The 26,356-nt window shown below is 43.9% G+C and carries 22 protein-coding genes; 1 reads left to right on the top strand and 21 read right to left on the bottom strand.

Annotation, left to right across the window (positions count from 1 at the left end):
• Positions 1-21: 21 nt before the first annotated feature.
• From prmC to BIV60_RS06365, 11 genes are all read right to left on the bottom strand, one after another.
• Positions 22-876 carry a peptide chain release factor N(5)-glutamine methyltransferase gene (gene prmC / locus BIV60_RS06415; RefSeq protein ID WP_071354900.1) on the bottom strand — a complete coding sequence of 285 codons (855 nt, stop codon included), beginning with the start codon at positions 874-876 and terminating at the stop codon, positions 22-24.
• Positions 869-1,942: a peptide chain release factor 1 gene (prfA, locus tag BIV60_RS06410; protein ID WP_071354899.1), complete on the bottom strand. Its 1,074-nt coding sequence runs from the start codon at positions 1,940-1,942 to the stop codon at positions 869-871. Before prfA ends, prmC begins: the two co-directional genes overlap by 8 nt.
• A 570-nt stretch (positions 1,943-2,512) precedes the next feature.
• Positions 2,513-2,959: a hypothetical protein gene (locus BIV60_RS06405; RefSeq protein WP_071354898.1), complete on the bottom strand. Its 447-nt coding sequence runs from the start codon at positions 2,957-2,959 to the stop codon at positions 2,513-2,515.
• A 201-nt stretch (positions 2,960-3,160) separates the two neighbouring features.
• The gene (locus BIV60_RS06400) at positions 3,161-3,775 is read right to left on the bottom strand and encodes a thymidine kinase (RefSeq protein ID WP_071354897.1); all 615 of its coding nucleotides are present in this window, start codon (positions 3,773-3,775) and stop codon (positions 3,161-3,163) included.
• A gap of 104 nt (positions 3,776-3,879) precedes the next feature.
• On the bottom strand, positions 3,880-4,095 hold the full coding sequence (rpmE, locus tag BIV60_RS06395; RefSeq protein WP_071354896.1) for a 50S ribosomal protein L31: 216 nt from the start codon (positions 4,093-4,095) through the stop codon (positions 3,880-3,882).
• Positions 4,096-4,505: 410 nt separating this feature from the next.
• A complete protein-coding gene (gene rho / locus BIV60_RS06390) occupies positions 4,506-5,771 on the bottom strand; it encodes a transcription termination factor Rho (protein ID WP_071354895.1) in 1,266 nt (421 codons plus the stop codon).
• Positions 5,772-6,056: 285 nt separating this feature from the next.
• Positions 6,057-7,019 (bottom strand): class II fructose-bisphosphatase, encoded by a 963-nt coding sequence (gene glpX / locus BIV60_RS06385; protein WP_071354894.1) that lies wholly within the window; start codon positions 7,017-7,019, stop codon positions 6,057-6,059.
• Between the two features lie 82 nt (positions 7,020-7,101).
• Positions 7,102-8,388 (bottom strand): UDP-N-acetylglucosamine 1-carboxyvinyltransferase, encoded by a 1,287-nt coding sequence (locus tag BIV60_RS06380; RefSeq protein ID WP_071354893.1) that lies wholly within the window; start codon positions 8,386-8,388, stop codon positions 7,102-7,104.
• Positions 8,389-8,582: 194 nt separating this feature from the next.
• A complete protein-coding gene (fsa, locus tag BIV60_RS06375; protein WP_071354951.1) occupies positions 8,583-9,233 on the bottom strand; it encodes a fructose-6-phosphate aldolase in 651 nt (216 codons plus the stop codon).
• Between the two features lie 148 nt (positions 9,234-9,381).
• Positions 9,382-10,236: a class II fructose-bisphosphate aldolase gene (locus BIV60_RS06370; protein ID WP_071354892.1), complete on the bottom strand. Its 855-nt coding sequence runs from the start codon at positions 10,234-10,236 to the stop codon at positions 9,382-9,384.
• A 233-nt stretch (positions 10,237-10,469) separates the two neighbouring features.
• The gene (locus tag BIV60_RS06365; RefSeq protein ID WP_071354891.1) at positions 10,470-10,841 is read right to left on the bottom strand and encodes a response regulator; all 372 of its coding nucleotides are present in this window, start codon (positions 10,839-10,841) and stop codon (positions 10,470-10,472) included.
• A gap of 265 nt (positions 10,842-11,106) precedes the next feature.
• Between BIV60_RS06365 and BIV60_RS06360 the strand changes: the two genes are divergently transcribed.
• Positions 11,107-11,628 (top strand): DUF2529 domain-containing protein, encoded by a 522-nt coding sequence (locus tag BIV60_RS06360; RefSeq protein ID WP_071354890.1) that lies wholly within the window; start codon positions 11,107-11,109, stop codon positions 11,626-11,628.
• Positions 11,629-11,886: 258 nt separating this feature from the next.
• Here BIV60_RS06360 and BIV60_RS06355 read toward each other — a convergent pair whose 3' ends face one another.
• From BIV60_RS06355 to BIV60_RS06310, 10 genes are all read right to left on the bottom strand, one after another.
• Positions 11,887-13,479, bottom strand: a complete 1,593-nt coding sequence (locus BIV60_RS06355; protein ID WP_071354889.1) for a CTP synthase — start codon at positions 13,477-13,479, stop codon at positions 11,887-11,889.
• Between the two features lie 250 nt (positions 13,480-13,729).
• Positions 13,730-14,287, bottom strand: a complete 558-nt coding sequence (gene rpoE / locus BIV60_RS06350; RefSeq protein WP_071354888.1) for a DNA-directed RNA polymerase subunit delta — start codon at positions 14,285-14,287, stop codon at positions 13,730-13,732.
• 234 nt (positions 14,288-14,521) lie between these two features.
• Positions 14,522-14,731 (bottom strand): hypothetical protein, encoded by a 210-nt coding sequence (locus BIV60_RS06345; protein WP_071354887.1) that lies wholly within the window; start codon positions 14,729-14,731, stop codon positions 14,522-14,524.
• Between the two features lie 204 nt (positions 14,732-14,935).
• Positions 14,936-18,196, bottom strand: a complete 3,261-nt coding sequence (gene icmF / locus BIV60_RS06340; RefSeq protein WP_071354886.1) for a fused isobutyryl-CoA mutase/GTPase IcmF — start codon at positions 18,194-18,196, stop codon at positions 14,936-14,938.
• Between the two features lie 11 nt (positions 18,197-18,207).
• Positions 18,208-18,828, bottom strand: coding sequence for a TetR/AcrR family transcriptional regulator (locus BIV60_RS06335; RefSeq protein ID WP_071354885.1), 621 nt, complete (start codon positions 18,826-18,828; stop codon positions 18,208-18,210).
• 129 nt (positions 18,829-18,957) lie between these two features.
• A complete protein-coding gene (locus BIV60_RS06330; RefSeq protein WP_071354884.1) occupies positions 18,958-20,097 on the bottom strand; it encodes an acyl-CoA dehydrogenase in 1,140 nt (379 codons plus the stop codon).
• 211 nt (positions 20,098-20,308) lie between these two features.
• Entirely contained in the window at positions 20,309-21,439 is a 1,131-nt protein-coding gene (locus tag BIV60_RS06325; RefSeq protein WP_071354883.1) for an acyl-CoA dehydrogenase, read from the bottom strand.
• A 99-nt stretch (positions 21,440-21,538) separates the two neighbouring features.
• On the bottom strand, positions 21,539-22,390 hold the full coding sequence (locus tag BIV60_RS06320; protein ID WP_071354882.1) for a 3-hydroxybutyryl-CoA dehydrogenase: 852 nt from the start codon (positions 22,388-22,390) through the stop codon (positions 21,539-21,541).
• Positions 22,391-22,529: 139 nt separating this feature from the next.
• Complete coding sequence (locus BIV60_RS06315; protein ID WP_071354881.1) at positions 22,530-23,717, bottom strand: acetyl-CoA C-acetyltransferase; 1,188 nt, start codon at positions 23,715-23,717, stop codon at positions 22,530-22,532.
• A gap of 435 nt (positions 23,718-24,152) precedes the next feature.
• On the bottom strand, positions 24,153-26,264 hold the full coding sequence (locus BIV60_RS06310; RefSeq protein ID WP_071354880.1) for a (Fe-S)-binding protein: 2,112 nt from the start codon (positions 26,262-26,264) through the stop codon (positions 24,153-24,155).
• Positions 26,265-26,356: the final 92 nt, after the last annotated feature.

The following is a 26,356-nucleotide window of genomic DNA, read 5'->3' as shown; positions in this document are numbered from 1 at the left end:
TTTTAAAAAGAGCCCCGGGACCTACTCCCCGAAGCCTATTTCCGCAAACACCATCCGGTCCTTGCCATTAATATCATTGACTATCTCCACTTTTACCTCTTTAAAGGCTTTTTGAAAAAGCTCCGCTACCGCTTCGCCCTGACCGGCCCCAATTTCAAAACCAACGAGCGCGACCGGCGCTAATACGTGCTGAAGCTCCACCATAAAGCGGCGGTAAAAATCCAAGCCGTCCTCCCCGGCAAACAACGCCCGGTGCGGTTCATGCTCTGTTACCACCTCTGACATCGTAACTATATCCCCAACAGGAATATACGGCGGATTGGATATCACGACATCCAGTTTTTCCTGAAAAGGCTCAAGCAGATCTCCCTGATAAAATTCAATGTCCGCCCCAAGCTGGCGGGCATTCTCTTTTGCCACCTGGAGTGATTCCTCGGCAATATCAGAGGCCATTACGTGTAACGATGGTTCCTCAAGCTTAAGCGTAATCGCAATCGCACCGCTGCCCGTCCCGATATCTGCTAGTTTTTTCAGCCCTTGAGGAAGCCTTTTTACTCTTTTCAGCGTTTCATACACAAGCTCCTCGGTTTCCGGCCTTGGAATCAGCACTGCTTCATTAACGATAAAGGTTCGGCCATAAAACTCCTCCGAGCCGATGATATATTGAATCGGCGTGCCTTTGGCATGTTTGTAAACGGATTTTTCAAATTGGTCCCAAATGGTTGGGTCCAAGTCCTCTCTGACATTGGCAAACAGCTGGGCCCGCGACATCCCGGTAAAATGACGCATCAGCAGCTCACCAGCATTCTCGTCCCGGCTTGATTTTTTTAAAAAAGAAGAAGCCCATTGAAGAGCTTCGTAAATTTTTTTACTCATTTGATGCACTTTCCAATCTCTTAGCCTGATCTTCTAAGATTAATGCATCGATGATTTCGTCTATCTTGCCTTCTAAAATTTGATCGAGCTTTTGAATGGTTAAACCGATACGGTGGTCGGTCACGCGATTTTGCGGGAAGTTGTAGGTACGAATCCGCTCGGAACGGTCCCCGGTACCGACAGCTGATTTACGAACTTGATCGTATTCTGCCTGTGCTTCCTGCTGGAACTTGTCATACACACGTGCACGCAATACCTTCATCGCTTTGTCTTTATTTTTATGCTGGGATTTCTCATCCTGACATGATACAACGATCCCCGTTGGAATGTGGGTTAAACGAACAGCTGACATCGTCGTGTTAACGCTCTGTCCTCCGGCACCGCTCGATGCAAAGGCATCAAAGCGGATATCCTTATCGTGGATTTCTACTTCGACTTCTTCTGCTTCCGGTAAGCAGGCAACGGTTGCTGTTGACGTATGAATCCGGCCGCCTGACTCGGTTTCCGGTACACGCTGCACACGGTGTGCGCCATTTTCAAATTTCAATTTGGAATAAGCGCCGGTGCCGTTGATCATAAAGGTAATTTCCTTGTAGCCGCCAAGACCAGTCGGACTCGCATCGATAACCTCCGTTTTCCAGCCCTGTGATTCAGCAAAACGGCTGTACATACGATAAAGAGTTCCTGCGAATAATGCCGCCTCATCCCCGCCGGCAGCACCACGGATTTCAAAGATAACGTTTTTGTCATCGTTCGGATCCTTTGGAATGAGAAGAATTTTTAAACGGGCTTCGAACTCTTCAATTTGAGGTTCAAGCTCGCTAATTTCTTCTTTAACCATTTCACGCATGTCAGCATCGAGCTTATCCTCAAGCATCACTTTCGCATCTTGAAGCTGTTCCTTCGCTTCTTTATATTGACGATAGGTTTGTACAGTTTCTTGTATATCAGATTGTTCTTTTGAATATTCACGAAGTTTTTTTGAATCATTAATAATTTCCGGATCGCTCAAAAGTTCGTTCAACCTTTCGTAGCGATCTTCAACGGATTGAAGACGATCAAACACAGTTACTTCACCTCAAATTTTAGTCCATAACATTATAATTATAGTATAGGTGAATTGTACGCGTCAAAACCAAATATTGTGGGGGAAATTTTGATTGAGCCGAGTTTTTAGTTTTTTTGATGGTTATTGACGACACTTTGCTAAAGTTTCTAGTTCATTTTCGTCTCTATCGGGCTTATTGGAGACACTTTGACTTGATTTCCAACTGATTTTGTCCCATATCATGCTTATTGGAGACACTTTTTCTCAATTTCCAACTGATTTTGTCCCCTATCATGCTTATTGGAGACACTTTTTCTCAATTTCCAACTGATTTTGTCCCCTATCATGCTTATTGGAGACACTTTTCCTCAATTTCCAACTGATTTTGTCCCCTATCATGCTTATTGGAGACACTTTTCCTCAATTTCCAACTGATTTTGTCCCCTATCATGCTTATTGGAGACACCTTTCCTCAATTTCCAACTGATTTTGCCTCATATCAAATATTCTGAAAAAATTTCACAAATTACCACTAACTTTTGTCCCTTCCTTCCCCAAACCAAAAAACATGCCCTGAAACAGAGCATGTTATCTGCGGTCTTCCTGTACCCGAACCTCAATATTGTAGCGGGGCAGGGCTTGAACTAGTTTCTTATGGAGACGTGCTTCCGCGTCCTCCCGCTGTTGGTCGCTAAGCATCCCTTTTTTATAAACATTGACCCACATCCGGTCTCCATTGATCCAAACCGAATCCGTTGTAAATTCATGCGTATCGCGAATAACCTTCTTCGCTTTGTTCACATCAATCCCTGTATCCTGACCGCCGCCTGTTCCGCGGGTGCTGGTCCCCTCCAGGTTAAGAAAATTCGGATTCTGGTTTTGAACATCCTGTCCGACCAGAGGCTTTTTATACTTAATTGACATTTGATTCGGAGCACTGCGATCCTTGCGCAAATCATAATCTGCAGCTTGATCTCCGCATCCGCCCACCAAAAACATGGAAAGCAATAATGAAGGAACAATAAACTTTTTCAAATGTTTACACCTCCATTACTATCATTCCCCAGACCCGTCCTACTTCTCAAGAGAATTCTTTCCAAAATTCATTTAGCTTATTAAATCGTGTATAATTACACTTTCCCATAAACTTCATGATTTTATCCGCGAATCAAGAACAGATGCCTTTTTAAACAAAAAACTGCCAAAAAGATCAGTCCTCTTGGCAGTTTTTTATCTTTACATTTTTGATACTGGTTCTTCCTGTTCACGAAAGGCGTTTTTTGGGACTTCGTGATGATGGCGGCAGCGTGGTTCGTAGGCTTCGGATGCACCGACCATAATGATGGGATCATGGTAGGATGCTGGCCGGCCGTCGATTAGTCGCTGGGTTCGGCTTGAGGGGGAACCGCAAACAGTGCAAACAGCTTGCAGTTTTGTCACGTGTTCAGCGATGGCCATTAGAGCGGGAACTTGTCCGAAAGGTTCACCGCGGAAATCCATGTCAAGGCCGGCGACAACGACACGGTGGCCGCTGTCAGCTAACTGCTGAACAATGCGAACAATTCCTTCATCAAAGAATTGAACTTCATCTATAGCAATAATATCGATGTCTGCTTCAATATGGTGCAGAATTTCGATGGAATGAGAAATGGGCTTCGCAATAAAAGAAGAGCCATTATGGGAGACTACAGACTGCTCGCTGTAGCGATTATCAATTTTGGGTTTAAAAACAGCTATTTTTTGCTTGGCAAATTGAGCGCGTTTTACTCGACGGATCAATTCCTCTGACTTTCCGGAAAACATACTGCCACAGATAACCTCAACCCATCCGCTTTGTTTCATTACATACATAAAACGGTCTCTCCTTCCTTAAAGCAAAACCTAATAAAAATCTATATTTTTTCAATAAAAAACAGGCAAGTAAAGTTGCTCTTGCCTGTTTTGGGCGTTCATAATTACTGTTGTTGTTGTGACTTAATGCCGTATTTTTTGTTGAAACGATCAACACGTCCGCCAGCTTCAGCGAATTTTTGACGACCAGTGTAGAATGGATGGCATTCAGAACAAGTTTCAACACGGATTTCGTTTTTCACTGATCCAGTTTCAAAAGTGTTTCCGCATGCGCATGTCACCTTAACTGTTTTATAATTTGGATGAATTCCTGTTTTCATTTTTTTCAGCTCCTTCCGCCCTGAATCTTTCGAAACAGAGTTATCATAAGTGCTTGTCTAAACAGGCACTAAAATACTAAAAACACACTGTACATATTATAACAACGAGAGATCACTTTTGCAAGCAAGGGATGATGGCTGGTAAGAAAATATAAACTTTTCCAAGTTTATACTTTCTTCCTGTGCATAAGTGCAACTAGGCCTCATGAACCGCCCTTACGGCTGAGTTTTCTTTACGAGATAAGAAGGTATAAAATTCAGCTTCGAGAATTGTCCAGCGCAAGCGTCCTGCCCCTCGAGGTCACAAGCCAATCCGCCCAAAAGGTTAAAGAACAACCTTTCGGCCGGCTTGTCTTGTGCTATGCCTGAGGCTGATCAAGGCGCTTGCGCTTTTCTTTAGAAAAATCAACCTACGAACGGCGTGCTTTCAGTTCCTCGCCAAGCTGGGCAAAGAATTCCTCGTTTGTTTTTGTCTGTCTTAATTTTTTCAAGAAGCGTTCGGCAAAATCCGGGGAATCCGACATTGATTTGCGAATTGCCCATAATTTATCCAAGTGTTCTTTTGGAAGAAGAAGCTCTTCTTTCCTTGTTCCGGAACGGCGAATATCGAGTGCAGGGAAAATCCGGCGCTCGGCAAGCGCACGATCAAGATGCAGTTCCATATTACCAGTACCTTTAAATTCTTCATAAATGACGTCATCCATACGTGACCCGGTATCAACCAACGCCGTAGCCAAAATTGTTAAGCTTCCGCCCTCTTCAATATTACGGGCTGCACCAAAGAAACGCTTCGGACGATGGAAAGCTGCCGGATCAATACCACCGGACAAGGTTCTTCCGCTTGGAGGAATGACCAGGTTGTAAGCACGGGCGAGACGCGTAATACTGTCCATTAAAATCACAACATCGCGTTTGTGCTCAACCAAACGCATCGCGCGGTCTAACACAAGCTCGGCCACTTTAATGTGGTTTTCCGGAACCTCATCAAATGTGGAGCTGACCACATCGCCGGCAACTGAACGTTCAATATCGGTTACCTCTTCCGGACGCTCATCAATGAGCAAAACAATTAATTCGACTTCAGGATGATTGGTCGTAATGCTGTTGGCGATTTCTTTTAACAGCATTGTTTTACCGGCCTTTGGCGGTGCTACGATTAAGCCCCTTTGACCAAAGCCGACTGGTGCCACTAAATCCATGATTCTGGTTGAAAGAAATTTTGGGGTTGTTTCAAGTTTCATCTGTCTATTTGGATACAGAGGAGTTAAGGCTGGAAAATAAACGCGTTCCTTCGCGGATTCCGGGTCTTCCCCATTTACTGCTTCTACATGCAATAACCCGTAATAACGTTCATTTTCTTTTGGAGGTCGAACCTTACCTGAAACTTTATCACCATTACGAAGATCGAAACGGCGGATTTGCGATGCTGAGATGTAAATATCCTCTGAGCTCGGCGAATAATTGATCGGCCGGAGGAATCCAAATCCTTCTGACTGGATAATTTCCAGTACACCTTCCATGAAAAAATAACCCTGCTGTTCGGCACGAGATTTTAGGATGGCAAAAATTAATTCTTTTTTCGTTAATTTGCTGTAGTAGGTCACTTTATATTCGCGTGCAAGCTCATAAAGCTCCTTCAGCTTCATGTTTTCTAAACTTGAAATTGTTACGTCCATTTGTACACCACTCTTTGATATTTTCATCCGCAGGTTATATTAATATTAATAAAATCGGCGGGGTATTATTATAATTTTCTTCTCACCAATTGAGTTATATGAGATTGGAGGATAAGAAAGCAATGAAGAAATGAATAGAGTTGTAGAAAGTTTTTCTGTCTAAAACAATTTCTATTTTACCCCCTTTACAAAAAATTAATCAACTATTATTTAAGTTGGGAAATTTTGGAGGGTATTTTTATAAAAGAGACTAGACCAAAAAGGTCCAGTCTCCCTATCATTTTTCTATTTAATAACTAAATGCGGTTTCTTTTTCAAGCTGTGCCGGCCATCAATAAACCGCACTGTACCTGATTTTGCCCGCATGACAACGGAATGGGTAGAACCGTAAGAACCCTTAAATTGAACGCCGCGCAATAATTCTCCATCGGTTACACCGGTGGCAGCAAAAATGGCATCATCACCCTTAACAAGGTCTTCCATGCGAAGAACTTTGTTTAAATCAAGCCCCATTTTTTTGCAACGTTCGATTTCCGCATCGTTTTGCGGAACCAATTTCCCCATCAATTCGCCGCCAAGGCATTTTAAGGCAACCGCAGAGATTACCCCTTCAGGCGCGCCGCCAGAACCAAATAGAATGTCGACACCTGTGTTATCAAAAGCCGTATTGATGGCTCCTGCCACATCACCGTCGTTAATCAATTTGATTCGGGCACCGGCTTCACGAAGCTGGTGAATAATATGCTCATGGCGCGGACGATTTAAAACCGTTGCCACCACGTCTTCAATATCCTTATTTTTTGCTTTCGCCACTGCTTTTAAATTATCAAGAACAGAAGCATTAATATCAACAAGGCCAACTGCTTCCGGTCCTACGGCAATTTTCTCCATGTACATATCCGGTGCATGAAGAAGGTTTCCGTGATCAGCAACCGCAAGAACAGCCAGAGCGTTCCAGCCGCCAGATGCTAAAATATTGGTGCCTTCAAGCGGGTCGACTGCGATATCGACACGAGGTCCATATCCGTTCCCCAGTTTTTCACCAATATAAAGCATTGGCGCTTCGTCCATTTCGCCTTCCCCAATGACAACGGTTCCTTTCATTGGTACGGTGTCAAATACATCACGCATTGCGGTAGTTGCCGCACCGTCTGCTTCATCCTTTTTACCTCGACCCATCCAGCGTGCAGATGCAAGTGCCGCTGCTTCCGTAACACGGACTAGTTCCATCGATAAACTTCTTTCCATCAGTTCCATCCCCCATTCTCTCACTTGAGAGCTCCCAAAGTTGTATAAAGTTCTAGTATGGCTTGTCCAAATACTCAAAAATTTACGTATTTTTTAGATGTTCCAGTTCTTCCTGCGTTAATGCTTCACGCCAAACCGTTGCGCCAAGACCGTTTAATTTTTCAACCAGGTTACTGTAGCCACGGTCGATGTGCTCGAGTCCAGTCACTTCGGTAATCCCTTCTGCCATCAGGCCGGCAATGAAAAGGGCAGCGCCTGCTCTCAGATCACTTGCCTTTACTTTAGCCCCTTGAAGCTGAACAGGACCGTTGATGATGGCCGAACGTCCTTCCACCTTAATATTGGCGTTCATTCTTCTTAACTCATCAATATGTTTAAAACGGGCACCATAAATAGTATCCGTTACAACGCTTGATCCGGTAGCTTTTGTTAAAAACGTCGTAAACGGCTGCTGCAAATCAGTTGGAAACCCGGGATAAACAAGTGTTTTAATATCAACCGTCTTCAAGTTAGAACCACCCGAGACAAACACTTGGTCATCTCCTGTTTCAATTTGCAGACCCGTCTCCCGAAGTTTTGCAATCAATGATTCGAGGTGCTGTGGAATCACATTATCAATGAGAACTCCGTCACCAACGGCAGCGGCTAAAATCATATAGGTTCCCGCCTCAATCCGGTCAGGGATAATTGTATGACGGCAGCCATGGAGACTTTCAACGCCGTCAATTCGGATGACATCGGTTCCGGCACCCTTAATTTTCGCACCCATGTTGGTTAACAAGGTAGCGACATCAATGATCTCCGGCTCTTTTGCCGCATTCTCAATGATGGTTCTTCCCTTTGCCCGGACAGCAGCGAGCATGATATTAATCGTAGCACCAACACTGACAACATCTAGGTAAATCCGTGCCCCGCGGAGCTCGTCCGCCCGTAAATAAATAGCCCCTTGTTCATTCGTGACACTGGCGCCCAATGCTTCGAACCCTTTAATATGTTGATCAATCGGGCGAGGGCCTAAATGGCAGCCGCCTGGAAGACCAATGACTGCTTTTTTAAAGCGGCCTAGCATCGCACCCATTAAATAATAGGATGCCCGAAGCCTTTTAACTTTCCCGTTTGGCAGTGGCATCGAAATCATTTTCGATGGATCAATGGTCATTTCTTCCTCAGACAACTGAACCTTTCCGCCAATTTCTTCGAGCAAGTCTTTTAGAATTTCTACATCCGAAATATGTGGCAATCCTTCAATGGTTACTGGTGATTCTGCCAAAATAGTCGCTGGAATAAGGGCAACAGCACTGTTTTTGGCTCCACTAATCCTAACGGTACCGCGAAGTGGGTAACCGCCCGCAATCTTAAGCTTTTCCATTTTCGACTCCCTTCTAAGCCTTTCGCACGTCTTTGCACGGGTCGACAAGTTTTATTTTACGCCAAATTATGACCTTAGGTATATTTTTCCAATATCAATAGACATTTTCCGACAGCTTGTCTATCCTCTAGTTTACACGAAAATTCTATTTTCATGTATTAATATTAAAAAAAGTTATTGGAAATTTTTCCAACTTACGCGTTGTTACGAGCATTCCAGTCTTTTAAAAATCCTTCAATCCCTTTATCGGTTAATGGATGTTTAAACAAATCTATCAATACTTTATATGGAATTGTTGCAATATGCGCCCCTCTTAAGGCTGCTTCTGTTACATGGATTGGATTGCGGATCGATGCTGCAATAATTTCTGATTCAATCCCATGAACAGCAAAAATTTCAGCGACTTGGGAAATTAAGTCTAAACCATTTTGACCGATATCATCTAGTCTTCCAAGGAATGGAGATACATAAGTAGCGCCTGCTCTTGCCGCAAGAAGAGCCTGGTTAGCATTGAAGATCAATGTGACATTTGTTTTAATACCTGCTTTTGAAAAAGCATGGCATGCTTTTAAGCCATCCGGTGTCATAGGAACTTTAATAGTAACATTCGGAGCAATTGCAGCTAATTCTTTTCCTTCACGAATCATTTCCTCTGCGTCCAGGGCAATAACCTCCGCACTAACAGAACCTGGAACAAGCTCAGCAATTTCCTTAATTCGATCTTGGAAAGAGATATTTCCTTCTCTCGCTACAAGGGTTGGGTTTGTCGTTACCCCAGAAAGTAAACCAAGTTCATGTACTTCACGAATTTCTTCTAAATTAGCCGTATCAATAAAAAATTTCACAGCGCTTCCCTCCAATTTTTCGATAATTTTCGGCAAAATTTCCAGTTTTTGTCGAACACACTGAAACCGCCCTCTTTGGGAAGGGCGGTTTCGCTTTCATTGACAATCGTACACTATTTCACTAGCCTATTTCAAGTGGAGTACCTGATTAAGCTTTTTGAGATGAACCGAATTCACGCATTTTGCCAATAACGGTTTCTTTGATGGCATCGCGAGCTGGTCCTAAATATTTACGTGGGTCATATTCATTTGGTTTTGCAGCCAATACTTCGCGAACGACTTTCGCAGAAGCAATTTGGTTTTCTGTATTTACATTGATTTTCGCTGTTCCTAGCGAAATTGATTTTTGAATATCTTTTGTTGGGATTCCAGTACCACCATGAAGAACTAACGGTACACCAGTAAGGTTGCCGATTTCCTCCATTTCCTTGAATCCAAGGTTGGGTTCCCCTTTGTAAGGGCCATGAACAGAACCTAAAGCAGGAGCAAGGCAATCAATACCTGTACGTTTAACTAATTCGACACACTCATTTGCATCTGCATAAATAATGCTGCCGGAAACATCATCTTCCTGTCCGCCTACTGTTCCAAGCTCAGCTTCAACGGAAACACCTTTTGAATGAGCATACTCAACCACTTTAGAAGTTGTTGCAACGTTTTCTTCAAATGGATCGTGTGAAGCGTCGATCATGACGGAAGTGAAGCCTGCATCGATTGCTTCTTTACATTTGTCAAAGCTTGAACCGTGATCAAGGTGAATGGCAACTGGAACGGTGATATTGTAATCTTCCAATAAACCTTCTACCATTTTTACAACGGTTTTGAATCCACCGATATAACGTCCCGCACCTTCAGAAACACCAAGAATAACCGGTGATTTTTCTGCTTCAGCGGCTTGAAGAATAGCTTGGGTAAATTCTAGGTTATTGATGTTAAATTGCCCAACAGCATAGCCTTCTGCATTTGCTTTTTTGAGCATTTCGGTCATAGAAACTAAAGGCATTTTTCTTCCTCCTTAATATGAGCTGGCATCTTTTCAAACAGACTTTCCATATAAAGGTTTTCCCTCTGTTTTCAGGATTATGTATGGTGTGAAAAGATTTAAAAACCAGAAAAAGTTCATAAATATCATATCAAAAACTAGGAGGAAATGCCATCAATCTATCCGAATTTTTAAAACTGTAATAATGAAAGCGCAAACATTACTAGTACAGTTTTTTCAGTATAATAATAGGGTTATTTCGCTTTTTGCGGCATGTGTTTCTTCACTGCGGCCCGGATGTCATCAATATCAAACGGCTTCGCGAAGTGAGTGATGGCCCCAAGATCTTTCGCCTCTTGAATCATGTCCAATTCCCCATAAGCGGTCATGATAATGACGCGAATTTCCGGGTCAATCACTTTCATTCTTTTTAAAATTTCAATTCCGTCCATTCCTGGGATTTTCATATCTAAGAGAACGAGATCTGGGTCATGCTTTTTTACAATATCAAGGGCTTGAATGCCATTAGCTGCCTGATAAGTTTGATACCCTTCCTTTTGGAATACCTCATTTAGTAAAATTCGAATTCCAAATTGATCGTCGACGATTAATATTTTCTCTTTCATAACTCCACCTCTTCCCATTTGATGTGTTTCATGGCCGATAGGAGAGTATAACTTTCCTATCAGGCATAAGTGCAACTACGCCTCATGAACCGCCCTTAGGGGCTCACCAGTCGGCGAGTTTTCTTTATTAAATATTATATCTCAGTCAATTCGATTAGTAATTCTACATTTATTTTGAAATTCCTGCTAATTTAAACTCCGATTTCCGTTATTTCTGCATTTTTGCAAAAAAGAATATAATAAAGGAGCGAGAAGGAGGGTTTCTATGTTAAAAATGTTCACAACCCAATTAACGGGTTTGTTTAAAAGAATTGATGAAAAAGAAGAGTTTTCTTTTGAGGATGGAGCGCGCTTGCTGGCCCAGGCACCTGTCGGCGATGGTACGATTTATCTTGCCGGTTTTCGCGAGATGAAGGCGGTGGAATTTGAAGCCTTGGAGGGTGCGGAACCGTTTAAGGTTGCAAAAGTGTTGAGTGATTTGTCTTTATTAACCGAAGCGGATCGTGTTTTAATTTTTACAAGAACTTCCGTGGATTCAGAGGCCGTTTCACTAGCTTACGAGCTTCAGGAGAAAGGAATTCCGTTTGTCGCGGTTTCAAGTGTTGGCGATGAAGCTGGACCACTCGTGGAATTGGCGGATGTTCATATCGATTTGAGGCTGAAAAAGGGGCTGCTTCCGGATGAATTTGGCGGACGCTACGGATATCCGTCTTCAATGGCCGGATTGTTCGTCTATTTCGGCTTGAAATTTACGATTGAAGAGATTTTGGGGGAATATGAGGAGTAGGTTTTTGGAGAATCTTTTGAAGTGGAAAGAATTTTGAGGAAACCGGAAAGTAATGCAAATCCTTTTAAAAAAACAGCATCCAAATGTCCCAAATTTATCTTAAATTAGCGAGGAAAGATACCTGAGCCAGGCTTTTGCCTGGCTTTTTTTATTTTTGCACAAATACAAGTGAATTCGAAAGTATTATTGCGAAACTGGAAAGTAAACGCCAAAACTCCCCAAAAAAAGACCACTCCCCAAGGAATGGCCTTAAAAAAATTATTTCAACGTCGCACGAATAAAGTCGCGGAATAGCGGCTGTGGACGATTTGGTCTTGAAATGAACTCTGGGTGGAACTGGGATGCCACGAACCATGGGTGATCCTTCAATTCGATAATCTCGACTAAACGGCCATCTGGGCTTGTTCCAGAGAAAATAAGACCTGCCTCTTCCATCTCTTGACGGAATTGATTATTAAACTCATAACGATGACGGTGGCGCTCATAAATTACTTTCTCCTCATAAGCACTAAACGCCTTCGTTCCTTCCGCAAGACGTGCAGGATATAAGCCAAGACGCAATGTGCCGCCTAAATCCTCAACATCCTTTTGCTCAGGAAGTAAGTCAATAATTGGATAATTGGTTTCTGGAACAAACTCAGCAGAGTGTGCATCCTTATGACCAAGAACATTGCGGGCAAACTCAACAGTTGCCAGCTGCATACCTAAACAAATGCCAAGGAATGGTTTCTTATTTTCACGCGCATAGCGAGTCGCTTCAATTTTCCCTTCAATCCCGCGATCACCGAAGCCACCAGGAACAAGAACACCGTCGACATCACTTAATAACTCATCCACATTTCCAGCGTTTACATGCTCAGCATTGATCCACTTAATTTCCACATCGGCATCAAATGCATAGCCGGCATGGCGCATTGCTTCAACAACAGATATATAGGCATCTTGAAGTTCAACATATTTACCAACCAAACCAATTCGAGTCTTGCTTGATAAATGGAGAACCTTATCCACTAATGCAGTCCACTCTGTCATATCCGCTTCCGGAGTCACCAATTTCAAGTGATCGCAGACGATTTGATCCATGTTTTGCTCTTGAAGCGCAAGCGGTACAGAGTAAAGGGTATCCGCATCACGGCACTCAATGACTGCTTTAGAATCAATATCACAGAACAAAGCAATTTTGTCCTTCATATCTTGTGATACCGGCATTTCGGTACGAACCACAATGATATTTGGCTGAATACCAAGGCTGCGAAGCTCTTTAACGCTGTGCTGTGTTGGTTTGGTTTTCATTTCACCAGCGGCTTTGATGTATGGGATTAACGTACAATGAACATAGAGAACATTGTCACGGCCAACATCATTTTTTATTTGACGGATCGCTTCAAGGAATGGAAGTGACTCAATATCCCCTACCGTTCCACCGATTTCGGTGATAACTACGTCCGCATTCGTTTCGTTGCCGGCGCGGAATACGCGGTCTTTAATTTCATTGGTAATGTGTGGAATAACCTGTACCGTTCCGCCTAAATAATCGCCACGGCGCTCTTTACGCAATACGCTGGAATAAATTTTACCAGTTGTTACGTTGCTATACTTGTTTAAGTTAATATCGATAAAACGCTCATAGTGACCTAAGTCTAAATCTGTTTCCGCACCGTCATCCGTTACGAACACTTCACCATGCTGATACGGACTCATCGTTCCCGGGTCAACATTGATGTATGGATCAAACTTTTGAATTGTTACGTTCAATCCGCGGTTTTTTAATAATCGTCCCAAAGATGCTGCGGTAATCCCTTTTCCAAGCGAGGAAACTACGCCGCCTGTTACAAAAATATACTTTGTCATTATTGATTCCCCCTCATATTTACAGTTTGTACATTATCCAGATAGTTTAAGGCTTTTTTTTAAAAAAATTCAGCCTCACCCTAAGATGATAGGTTGACGGGGAAGTGAAACGATTTTACCCCTAAAAACAACAAAAAAGCGCTCCACTTACGCAATGTAAGGGAGCGCATATCATCAAAAAATTGATTCGTTCCTTTTTTAAGGAGCCCAAAAAAGATAATACAAGGGTGGAGATAAAAAGTCAAGACTATTACACTTCTTCTTCTTCTTCTTCCTCTAACTCATCGTCGAGTTCCTCGTCCAACTCTTCTTCATCAAGGGCAAATTCTTCATCATCCTCAATGACATCGTCATCTTCATCGATTTCATCGACGTCATCAAAGACATCCTCTTCATCGTCAAGAACGTCCTCTTCATCATCGGCATAATCGTCGAGATCATCGAAATCCTCTTCATCGACCTCATCGTAATCGTCAAGTTCTTCCTCGTCGACCACTTTCTTCGCCTTTTTCTTCTTCGGTTTAACAGCCGTAACGACTTCTTCTTCCTGCGTATCAACTGGATACCAAACGCGAAGTCCCCAGCGGTTTTCCCCTAGTGATAGAAAACGGCCATCAATATTAATATCCGTATAAAATTGCGCAAGCTTGGACCGCATTTCCTCTTCCGAAACCCCAGCAGCAGCAGAAATTTCTTTTACCAATTCATGAAATGAAATTGGTTGTTTGCTGTTGTTCAAAAATTCATAAGCCATTTCAATGAGGGAAAGCTCTTTTAATTCCTCTTTTGAGTATTGTGCTAAACTCAATATTGGCACTTCCTTTCTCTATTTAACACTCTAATAGAGTGATTAACGGGCATTTGTATTGTCTAGCTCCAGCGCCTAGGACTCGAGGTCACAAGTGGGTCCGCCTGAGAAGGTTAAAGAACAACCCTCACGCTCGGCTTGTCTTGTGCTTATCGCCCCTGGACAAGGCGCTTCCGATTTCTACAAAATAACATATTCTTCATTATAAACAAATTATTGGGGTTTATGCTAGTTCTATCTACTGTTTTGCTTGATTTTTTGCCTTTTGTGGTGCTCTTGGTTCCCTTCTTTATTGATGCGGAGCTTTTTTGTTTCTTTGATTGACACAACCATAAAGAAAATCGCCAGCAGCAAAAAGGAAACCACCCCCAACTGGAGCTGGTAGAGATAATATAACGGCCAGGCAAAAACAATTAAAACTCCAATTATAAAAGTAATCTTCATTTGTATCACCATCCAAGGAGTCTTAATTTAAACACTACTATGATTATATAAGAAAATCCTCTATTTTGAAAAAAACTTTTTTACATAAATAGACAACGGCCCCCAAAGAAACCATTGTCTACCAAAAAACCTATATATTGTATCGAACGTCGATTACTGTCCAGCGCTTGTCGGGGCTGGTCATGGCGCTTCTGCTTTTCTGTTTTACATATTTCTTCTATACTGCCCGCCAACTTCATATAGCGCTTTTGTAATCTGTCCGAGGCTTGCGGCTTTTACCGTCTCCATTAATTCTGCAAAAATGTTGCCATTGTTGACTGCTGCTGCTTTTAAGGCCTTTAAAGCCTGTTCTGCCTGATCCGAATGGGCCGCCTGGAACGCGCGCAAATTGTGAATCTGCAGCTCTTTTTCTTCCTCCGTTGCCCGGGCCAGCTCCATATTATCTACATCTTCTTCGGATGGCGGGTTGGGGTTCAAATAGGTATTGACGCCGATGATTGGCAATTCACCTGTATGCTTTTTCATTTCGTAATACATCGACTCATCCTGAATTTTTCCGCGCTGATACTGCGTTTCCATCGCGCCAAGTACCCCGCCGCGGTCATTAATCCGCTCAAATTCCTGTAAAACAGCTTCTTCTACAAGATCTGTCAGCTCTTCGACGATAAACGAACCTTGAAGCGGATTCTCATTCTTTGTTAAACCATGCTCCTTTGTAATGATCATTTGAATCGCCATCGCTCTTCTTACTGATTCCTCAGTTGGTGTAGTAATCGCTTCATCATAGGCATTTGTATGCAGTGAATTACAGTTATCTTGAAGGGCCATTAATGCTTGAAGTGTTGTCCGGATATCATTGAAATCAATTTCCTGTGCGTGCAGCGAACGCCCTGATGTTTGAACATGATACTTCAGCTTTTGACTACGCTCATTTGCACCGTATTTATCGTGCATAACGGTTGCCCAAATGCGGCGGGCCACACGGCCAAGCACGGTATACTCCAGATCCAGGCCATTCGAAAAGAAGAACGAAAGATTTGGCGCGAAATCATCAATCTTCATCCCCCGACTTAAATAATATTCCACATAGGTGAAACCATTTGAGAGTGTGAAAGCCAATTGCGAAATTGGGTTTGCACCGGCTTCAGCAATATGATAGCCGGAAATCGATACAGAATAATAGTTGCGTACCTGATTATCGATGAAATACTGCTGGATATCGCCCATCATCCTTAAGGCAAATTCTGTTGAGAAAATACAGGTGTTTTGCCCCTGATCTTCTTTTAAAATATCGGCCTGAACGGTACCACGGACGGTTTTTAACGTATACGCTCTCACCTCGGCAAATTCCTCTGGTGTGAGTACCTGACCAAGCTCTGCCTCTTTTTTCTGAACCTGCTGGTCAATGGCCGTATTCATATACATCGCCAAAATAATCGGTGCTGGACCATTGATGGTCATCGATACCGATGTTGATGGATGACAGAGGTCAAAGCCTGCGTACAGTTTTTTCATATCATCCAACGTACAAACACTGACACCGCTTGTGCCAATCTTCCCATAAATGTCAGGGCGGTAATCCGGATCCTCCCCATAAAGGGTTACCGAATCAAACGCTGTACTTAAGCGTTTTGCCGTGTCATCCTTTGATAGGTAGTGAAAACGGCGGTTCGTCCTCTCCGGCGTTCCTTCCCCGGCGAATTGCCGCTTTGGATCCTCGCCTTCCCGCTTGAACGGGAATACCCCTGCCGTATATGGGAATGAGCCCGGTACATTTTCTCGGTACACCCAGCGGAGGATTTCCCCGTAATCTTTATATTTTGGCAATGCCACCTTGGGAATATCGAGTCCGGAAAGGCTTTTTGTTTTTAAAACCGTGATGATTTCCTTATCGCGGATTCTCATCACAAATTGATCCTTTGAATAGGCTTCCTTCGTCCCGGCCCAGCCCGTCAAGATTTTTTTCGATTCGACCGTTAGCTTTCCTTCCGTTTCATTCTTAATCGCTTCTAAGGAAGCAACGATTTCACTGCTGTCCTCCCGTTCCTTAACAGCTGCAATCGCCCCTTCAAGCTGGAACAGCTTCCGTGCCATATCAGCCTGTTCTTCCGCTTTTTTATGGTAACGGCGTACCGTATCGGAAATTTCCCGTAAATAATAGCGGCGGTCGGTTGGGATGATCACACTTTGTTTTTCCACCTTTGCCTCTTTGCTAAAAGAAGTCACCCAATCAGCAGCCATTTTCTCATTTATTTTTTCAATTAATGCAGAAAAAAGAGCGTTTGTACCTGGGTCATTAAACTGACTGGCAATCGTTCCATACACTGGCATTTCGGATGGATCTTTTTCAAACAACATATGGCTGCGCTGGTATTGCTTTTGCACATGGCGCTTTGCATCCTCTGAGCCTTTTCGTTCAAATTTATTGATAACAATAAGGTCGGCAAAATCAATCATATCAATTTTTTCAAGCTGGGATGGAGCTCCGAACTCGCTTGTCATGACGTACATGGAAAGATCACAAACATCGGTAATCTCCGCGTCACCTTGGCCGATGCCGCTTGTTTCGACAATTACAAGATCAAATCCGGCCGCTTTTACGACCGACACAGCATCCTTAATCGCCAATGACAATTCCGTTTTCGATGACCTGGTTGCAAGGCTGCGCATATAGATATTCGGTGAAAAAATAGCATTCATCCGAATCCTATCACCTAACAACGCCCCGCCTGTCTTTTGTTTGGTAGGGTCAACAGATAAAACCGCTACCCGTTTATCCGGAAGTTCATTAATAAAACGGCGAATCAATTCATCTGTCAGCGAGCTTTTTCCGGCGCCGCCTGTACCGGTAATCCCGACTACCGGAATGGACTTCGTTAATGATTTCACTTGATCGAGCACCAGTTCTGCCGCTGCTGCGACTTCTTTATTATCATCGACGTGAAGCTCTGCAAGTGTAATTAGCTTGGCAATTGCGTTATCCTCTCCAGTTTGTAACTTTTCAATCTGCTCTGCCGCATTGGTCGTCACGGTTGGAAAATCGCACTCTTCAAGCATGCGGTTGATCATCCCTTGAAGTCCCATCTTCCGGCCGTCTTCCGGAGAAAAAATCCAGGCAATCCCATACTCATGAAGCTCTTTAATTTCTTTTGGAATGATGACGCCGCCACCGCCGCCGTAAATGCGAATGTTCGGGGCACCTTTTTCCTTCAGTAAATCGTACATGTATTTAAAATATTCCACATGGCCGCCTTGATAAGACGAAATCGCAATACCCTGAACGTCCTCTTGGATCGCAGCGTTGACGACCTCTTCCACTGAACGATTGTGCCCAAGATGGATGACCTCGGCCCCGCTCGACTGAAGGATTCTTCTCATAATATTGATTGAAGCATCGTGTCCATCGAAAAGACTGGATGCTGTGACAAACCGGATATGATGTTTTGGCTTATAAATCTCCATCATGCTCCCCCTTTTTACTTGATTCCTGATAAAATCAACTCTGTTTGCAATTCAATATATTCATCAATGGTATATAATTTCTGTACACTCCAACGGCGGAAGCTCCACATATGCCCGTCAACAATAATGTTATGGGAAATTAGCTTTAATTGTTTTTCCGATAATTCCAGTTCACCATTTTCGACACAAAGGGTTAACAGCTTTTCAAACATCCCTGCCATTTCCTTTTCTTTATTCAGAACATATGGCAGGGCATCCTTTGTTAACGATTTTACCTCCTGATACATGACGAGAAATTCATCTTGCATCTCGTCTACCACCCGAAAGTAATTGGCAATCCCCTGTTTTAAATTCGCTAATGTTCCCTGCTTATTATCAAGGTCCTTCTGCAGACGCTCACTAACATGCTCGTAAATGCTATCACATACAAGGTAAAGGACATCCTCCTTCGAGCGGATATATTCATAAAGTGTTCCAATGCTAAACCCTGCCGCCTTGGCAATTTCCCTTGTAGTTGTCCGGTGAAACCCCTTTTCTATAAAAAGGGTAACTGCCCCTTTAATCATTTGATCACGTCTTTTTTCAACCAGCCGCTCATCCTTGACCGAAGCCTGTACTTCTCTCTTTTTCGTCACGTTAAAAACCGCCTTTTGTTCACAGCTCCCTTAGGAAAGGCCTGTTTTTGGACTGCTTTTCCTTAGGGCTACGTCAAATTCCTTTTTATTTGTCTAGCTCCAGCGCCTAAGCAAGGCGCTTCCGCTTTTCTATTTCGTCAACATCCTTGAGATTACAAGGCGCTGAATTTCTTGTGTTCCTTCATAGATTTGCGTGATTTTTGCATCGCGCATAAACCGTTCAACGGGATAATCCTTTGTATAACCATATCCGCCAAACACTTGAACCGCTTCCGTTGTTACCTTCATGGCGGTGTCACCAGCCATTAATTTAGACATCGCCGACTCTTTCCCATACGGTAAGCCGTTTGACTCAAGCCATGCTGCTTGATAGGTTAATAGTCTTGAAGCCTCAATTGCTGTTGCCATATCGGCAAGCTTGAAGCTGATTCCTTGGTTCGCCGCAATCGGTTTGCCAAATTGATGACGTTCCTTTGCATAATCCACCGCAGCATCGAGTGCACCTTGAGCAATTCCAACCGCTTGAGCCGCGATGCCATTGCGGCCGCCGTCAAGCGTCATCATAGCTATTTTAAAGCCTTCACCTTCTTGGCCAAGTCTGTTTTCGATCGGTACTTTACAATCTTCAAAAATAATTTCTGTTGTTGGTGACGAACGAATGCCGAGTTTCTTTTCTTTTTTACCAACCGAAAAGCCTGGGAATTCTTTTTCGATAATAAACGCTGTGGTTCCTTTTTGTCTGCTCGCTGGGTCCGTTAACGCAAATACGACATAGGTATCAGCAATTCCGCCGTTCGTGATGAAAATTTTGGAGCCATTTAGGACATAATGATCGCCTTCCAAACGGGCTGTTGTTCTCATTCCGCCTGAATCGGAACCGCTGCCAGGCTCAGTTAGGCCATAGGCGCCAATTTTTGATCCTTCTGCCATTGGGCGCAAGTATTTTTGCTTTTGCTCTTCTGATCCGAACTTGTAAATCGGCCAGCCGGCAAGCGAGGTGTGGGCAGAAAGTGTTACCCCGATGGAAGCGTCAACGCGGGAAAGTTCTTCGACTGCGATGCAGTAAGCAAAGTAATCGCTTCCAATTCCGCCGTACTCTTCCGCCCATGGAATTCCTGTCAGACCAAGCTCCGCCATTTTGTCAAAAATTTTACGGTCAAAGGTTTCATTCTCGTCACGCTCGGCCGCAGTCGGTGCAACCTCATTGCGGGCGAAGTCCCTAACCATTTTGCGAATCATTTCATGTTCTTCGGATAATTGAAAGTTCATTCCCTGAGTCCTCCTTGGATTTTCAACTGCAAAATTTCGTGCGATTTTTACTGGAGTGTGGCTGGCGGGTCAAAATATCAACACAGTTTGGACCGATACCAACAAATTTTGGGTGGATATTGACATTTTCCACAGATATCAACAATTTCAAATTTTATCTAAAAACTTGGATCAAAAATCAACAATCTCCGACCAGATAATCTACAAACGATTAAAGATTCTTACTCACAACAATCCTTTGAATCTCGCTCGTTCCTTCATAAATCTCAGTAATTTTGGCATCGCGAAAATACCGTTCAACCGGGTAATCCTCGGTATAGCCGTAACCGCCAAACACTTGGATCGCCTCTGTTGTCACTTCCATCGCCGTCCGAGAAGCAAATAATTTAGCAACCGACGATTCAAAGGCACATTTCACGCCGCGTTGCCGTAAGTAAGCTGCCCGATAGATTAATAGTTTTGCCGCCTCGACACTTGTTGCCATATCGGCGAGCTTAAAAGCAACCCCTTGCAGGGCCGCGATCGGTTTCCCAAACTGCTGGCGCTGCTTCGCGTAGTCGGTTGCCGCCTCCAATGCTGCCTCAGCAATCCCGAGTGCCTGGGTGGCAATTCCGATGCGGCCAACCTCCAAGTTTGCCATAGCAACGATAAAGCCTTCACCTTCTTCACCAAGACGGTTGGCAACCGGTACCCGCATGTCGTCAAACGTCAACTGAACTGTTCTCGAGCCGTGCAGTCCCATTTTCTTTTCGTCCTTACCGATGATTAGACCAGGTGTGTCTTTTTCCACAATAAATGCGGTAATGCCGCGAGTACCCTTTTCCGGATTGGTGGAAGCAAACACGATATAGACATCGGCTTCCCCGCCATTTGTGATAAATGCCTTGGTGCCGTTTATTTTATAATAATCGCCATCCCTTACCGCCCGCGATTTCAAACTCGCGGCATCTGACCCGGAGCTTGGTTCCGTTAAGCAAAACGCCCCTAAGTACTCGCCGCTTGCCAGCTTTGGAACAAACCGCTGTTTTTGTTCTTCTGTTCCAAAATATAAAATCGGATTCGTGCCCACTGAAGTATGAACGGAAAGAATCACTCCGACTGTGGCACTTACCTTGGAAATTTCGTGGATTGCGATGATATAAGAAGTAAAGTCCATGCCTGCACCGCCGTATTTTTCTGGAACGGGGATACCCATCAGGCCGAGCTCACCCATTTTACGAAGGACTTCACGCGGGAACTCCCCCTGTTCCATTCTCTCGACAAAAGGAGCAATTTCATTGATCGCAAAATCCTTGACCATTTTTCGCATCATTTCTTGTTCTTCTGTAAATGTCAGGTTCATGTTTATTTCCCCTTTTGAGGATTTTGTTGTATTTTTCTTTCTATGTTAGAACCATTGCTATGGTGATTTACGTATAGAGCCTCCTAAACTCACTCTTCGTTATTCGTAGCTGTAAAAACCGCGTCCAGTTTTCTTGCCAAGCCAGCCTGCTTTTACATATTTACGGAGCAGCGGGCATGGACGGTATTTGTCATCGCCAAAGCCTTCATGTAAAGTTTCCATAATGTAAAGACATGTATCCAAGCCGATAAAATCAGCCAATGTTAACGGGCCCATCGGATGGTTCATCCCGAGCTTCATGACTTCGTCAATGGCTTCTTTCGTTGCCACACCTTCATACAATGTGTAAATCGCCTCATTGATCATCGGCATCAGGATTCGATTGGAAACAAATCCCGGATAGTCATTTACTTCAACAGGTACCTTGCTTAAGGTCTTCGTCATATCTTCAATCACCTGATAGACTTCGTCCGCTGTTGCCAGTCCACGGATGATTTCAACGAGCTTCATTACCGGCACCGGATTCATAAAATGCATGCCGATGACCTTTTCCGGACGCTTCGTAGCTGCCGCAATTTCCGTAATTGGCAGCGACGAGGTGTTGCTTGCCAAAATCACATGTTCCGGCGCGATTTCATCCAACTGGGCAAAAATTTTCGTCTTCACTTCCATGTTTTCAACGGCCGCTTCGATGACAAGTTCGACACCGCTTGCATCATTGAGATCAGTTGAAGGCGTCAGCCGTGCTAACACTTCCTGTTTTTGCACTTCGGTTAAACGACCTTTTTCAACGTTCCTTGATAAGTTTTTGTTGATCACCCCTAAGCCGTGCTCAACGAAATCCGGTTTCAAATCATTTAAAAATACCTGATATCCTGCTTGAGCACAAACTTGGGCAATTCCTGAGCCCATTTGCCCTGCACCAATGACCATTATCTTTTCTACTTTCATGATATTCCCTCCAAACGGGGCTACCCATCTCCGAACCAGCCCCTATTTATATAAAAGTCTCTGAATCTATCTTTTTATCTGCTGAAAAATGAGTTTTATCTGCGATGATGGATTCCCGGCACCAGAAACTAAACAAGGCTTAAGCCTTCGGAACCTCAATCATCACGGCATCACCCTGGCCGCCGCCGCTGCAAATCGCTGCGATACCAATTCCGCCGCCTCGGCGCTTCAATTCATGCATTAATGTAAGAATAATCCGTGCCCCGCTTGCCCCGATTGGATGTCCGAGGGCAACCGCGCCGCCATTGACGTTTACTTTTTCCGGATCCAAACCTGCAATTTGGCTGCTCGCTAAAGCAACAGCAGAAAAGGCTTCATTGATTTCAAACAAATCAATCTCTTCCAGGCCTTTTCCGGTTTTTCGTAAAATTTCATTGATGACAAGTCCCGGTGTTTTCGGGAAATCCTTTGCTTCCACTGCAATAGCTGCCTGCCCTATGATGACCGCTTCTGCTTTACGTCCTTCACGCTCGGCGCGCTCTTCACTCATCAGCACAAGGGCAGCCGCGCCGTCATTTACACCCGGTGCATTTCCTGCGGTAATCGTTCCTTCAAAGTTAAATACCGGGGCAAGCTTTGCCAATCTTTCTAATGAAGTATCCTTTCGCGGTGCTTCATCTTGCCCGACAACAATTGGCGCCACTTTTCGCTGCGGCACCTCTACGGCCACTATTTCCTCGGCAAACTTTCCGCTTTCGATTGCGGCAATCGCCCTTTCGTGACTGCGGTAAGCCCACTCATCCTGCGCCTCACGGCTGATTTCCATTTCCTTTGCTGTTCCGTTTCCGTACGTACCCATATGGACGCCGGTAAAGCTGCAGGTCAAACCGTCGTGTATCATCAAATCCTTTACAGAAGAGTCACCCATTTTAAAGCCCCACCTTGCTTTTGGCAGGAGATATGGTGCATTGCTCATCGATTCCATACCGCCAGCCACAATCACGTCTTCATCACCGGCACGAATGATTTGATCGGCTAAGGTGACACTGCGCATACCCGATGCACAGACTTTATTGATGGTTTCCGTTTTTACTTCCCACGGCATTCCTGCATATCTTGCTGCCTGACGTGATGGGATTTGTCCTTGACCTCCCTGTAAAACAGTCCCGAGAATGACTTCTTGAACTTCTTCAGGCTTTACACCAGCACGGTTTAAAGCTTCCTTTACGGCGATACCGCCAAGTTCTGACGCGGTAAAGCTGCTTAAGGCACCGCCCATTTTTCCAAAAGGTGTGCGGACTCCGCTTAAAATGACTGTTTTCCCCATTGTAAACACTCTCCCATTTCCTAATATTCAGACAGAAACTTCAGCATATTTCCAAAAAAGACGACTGAACGCTCGCTCGAAATATGCTGAAAAAAGAACGCAGACAAACAAAATCTGCAGATTGATGAAATAAAAATTGAGCTTGATGAAGATCTAAGATGAGTTTTTTATTTGTGGCCATTTTGATGGAGTTTTTATTCATGTACGGGCAATGAAAGCGTTTTATTGCCCTGCTTCCATTTTACAAAAAAATAAGCAAAAGTTGAATTGTTTTACACAAAATTCCTAAAATTTAATGAATTCCTAATAATACAATCAACCTCTGCTTTCTAAATTTGGAGCTGTCTTGATTTGCGCCCCAGGTGCAAGCGGTACTGGGAGATCCACAGAAGTCTCCCACCTTTTGCTCCAATCAATTTTAAGTTTTCAAACGACTTATGATGCTAGTGTCTTGCTCTCCCCACATACAGCTTTTTCAAGAAGCTCTGCCACATCGTAAGTCGCAACGGTTTCTTCCACTTCTTTTGCTTTTGTTCCGTCGGAAAGCATTGTTAAGCAGTATGGACATCCGGAGCTGATCACCGATGGATTCACGGCAAGGGCCTGCTCGGTTCTTGAGACGTTGATGCGGTGTCCGGTTTCTTCCTCCATCCACATTAACCCGCCGCCAGCGCCGCAGCACATTCCTTTTTCGCGGTTTCTTTCCATTTCCACAAGCTGAACGCCCGGGATCGCTTTTAAGATTTCTCGCGGCGCATCATACACCTCATTGTAACGGCCGAGATAGCATGAATCATGGAAGGTAATTTTCTCATTGACTGCATGTTTCGGAACGAGTCTTCCATCACGGACAAGTTCAAATAGAACTTCTGTATGGTGGTAAACTTCAGCAGTTAAGCTGAAATCAGGGTATTCGTTTTTGAAAATATTATAGGCGTGCGGGTCAATCGTTACGATTTTCTTGACCTCTGCCTTTTCAAATTCTTCGATATTTTTCGTTGCAAGATCCTGGAACAGGAATTCGTTACCAAGACGACGTGCCGTGTCACCGGAATTCTTCTCTTTGTTGCCGAGGATCGCAAATTTCACACCTGCTTCGTTCAATAATTTGGCGAACGAGAGGGCAATCTTTTGACTGCGGTTATCGTAAGAACCCATAGATCCTACCCAGAAGAGGTATTCGAATTCTTCGCCTGCCTTATTCATTTCTTTCACCGTTGGAACATGAACATCATCACGGACTTCACGCCAGTTTTCACGTTCTTTCCGGTTAAGTCCCCAAGGATTTCCTTGGCGCTCGATATTGGTCATTGCCCTCTGTGCATCTGCATCCATTTTTCCTTCTGTTAATACTAGATAACGGCGGAGGTCGATAATTTTATCAACGTGCTCGTTCATGACCGGACATTGATCTTCACAGTTACGGCAGGTTGTACATGCCCAGATTTCCTCTTCCGTGATGACATCGCCGATGAGGCTTGGGCTATAAACGCCCGCTGCTGCTGCTTCTTCCACACCTTTACCTGCTGCGGCAAGAGCGATTTGGTTACCTTTTGTATTGGCAAACGCGAACGTTGGCACCCACGGCTGCTTAGACGTTACCGCCGCCCCGTGAAAAGTCAAATGATCGCGCATTTTTACGATTAAATCCATCGGTGACAGCATTTTGCCTGTTCCGGTGGCCGGACACATATTCGTGCAGCGTCCGCATTCAACGCAGGCATAGAAGTCAATCATTTGCAGCTGCGTAAAGTCTTCAATTTTACCAACCCCAAATGATTCCTGGGATTCATCTTCAAAATCAATTTTCTTTAGCTTACCCGGCTTTTCCAAGCGGTTAAAATAAACATTCGCCGGACCGGCAATTAAGTGCGCGTGCTTCGACTGCGGTACATACACTAGGAAAGCTAATAGGAAAAGTAAGTGCATCCACCAGGAAAAGTAAAAAATGACAATAGAAGCTGTTTTACCAATTCCTGCAAAAATGATGCTTAGTAAGGAGGCTACAGGCTCGGTCCATGATGTTTCTTCCCCATGCCAGATGATGTCCATTCCATTTCCAAGCAGAACGAAAATCATCAAGCCGCCAATGAACAATAAGACAAGTCCAGATTTAAAGTTCCGCTTCAAGCGGACCAATTTTTCAATATAACGGCGGTAAAATGCCCAGAACACCGCTACTAAAATGACCAGTGTGACAATTTCCTGGAAAAAGGTAAACCCCGGATAAAGCGGCCCAAGCGGCAGATGCGAACCCGGTTTAATTCCTTTCCAAATAAAATCAATCGCACCGAATTGGACAAGAATAAATCCGTAAAAGAACATGACGTGGATGGCCCCGCTCTTTTTGTCCTTTAATAATTTTTTCTGGCCAAACACATTCACCCAGATTTTTTGCAGACGTGCCTTGACGTTGTTGTCAAATTCCACTTTTTTGCCCAGCTTAATAAATTCAATCCGCGTTTTTACAACATACACGAACAAGCTGAGAGCGTAAGCGGTTACAGCCAGAAATGCAATGAGGTTGACCCATAGAAGACCTGTCATACGAAACTCCCCTTTCTCACTTCCTGTTTAAGAAAATTTTAAACCTATTAAATTTTCAGAATCGTTACTCCCATTATATAATGAATGAGCAT

The organism is Bacillus sp. MUM 116 (assembly GCF_001866655.1).
Lineage (GTDB): Bacteria > Bacillota > Bacilli > Bacillales > Cytobacillaceae > Neobacillus.
This window is presented reverse-complemented; position numbering and strand designations above follow the sequence as displayed.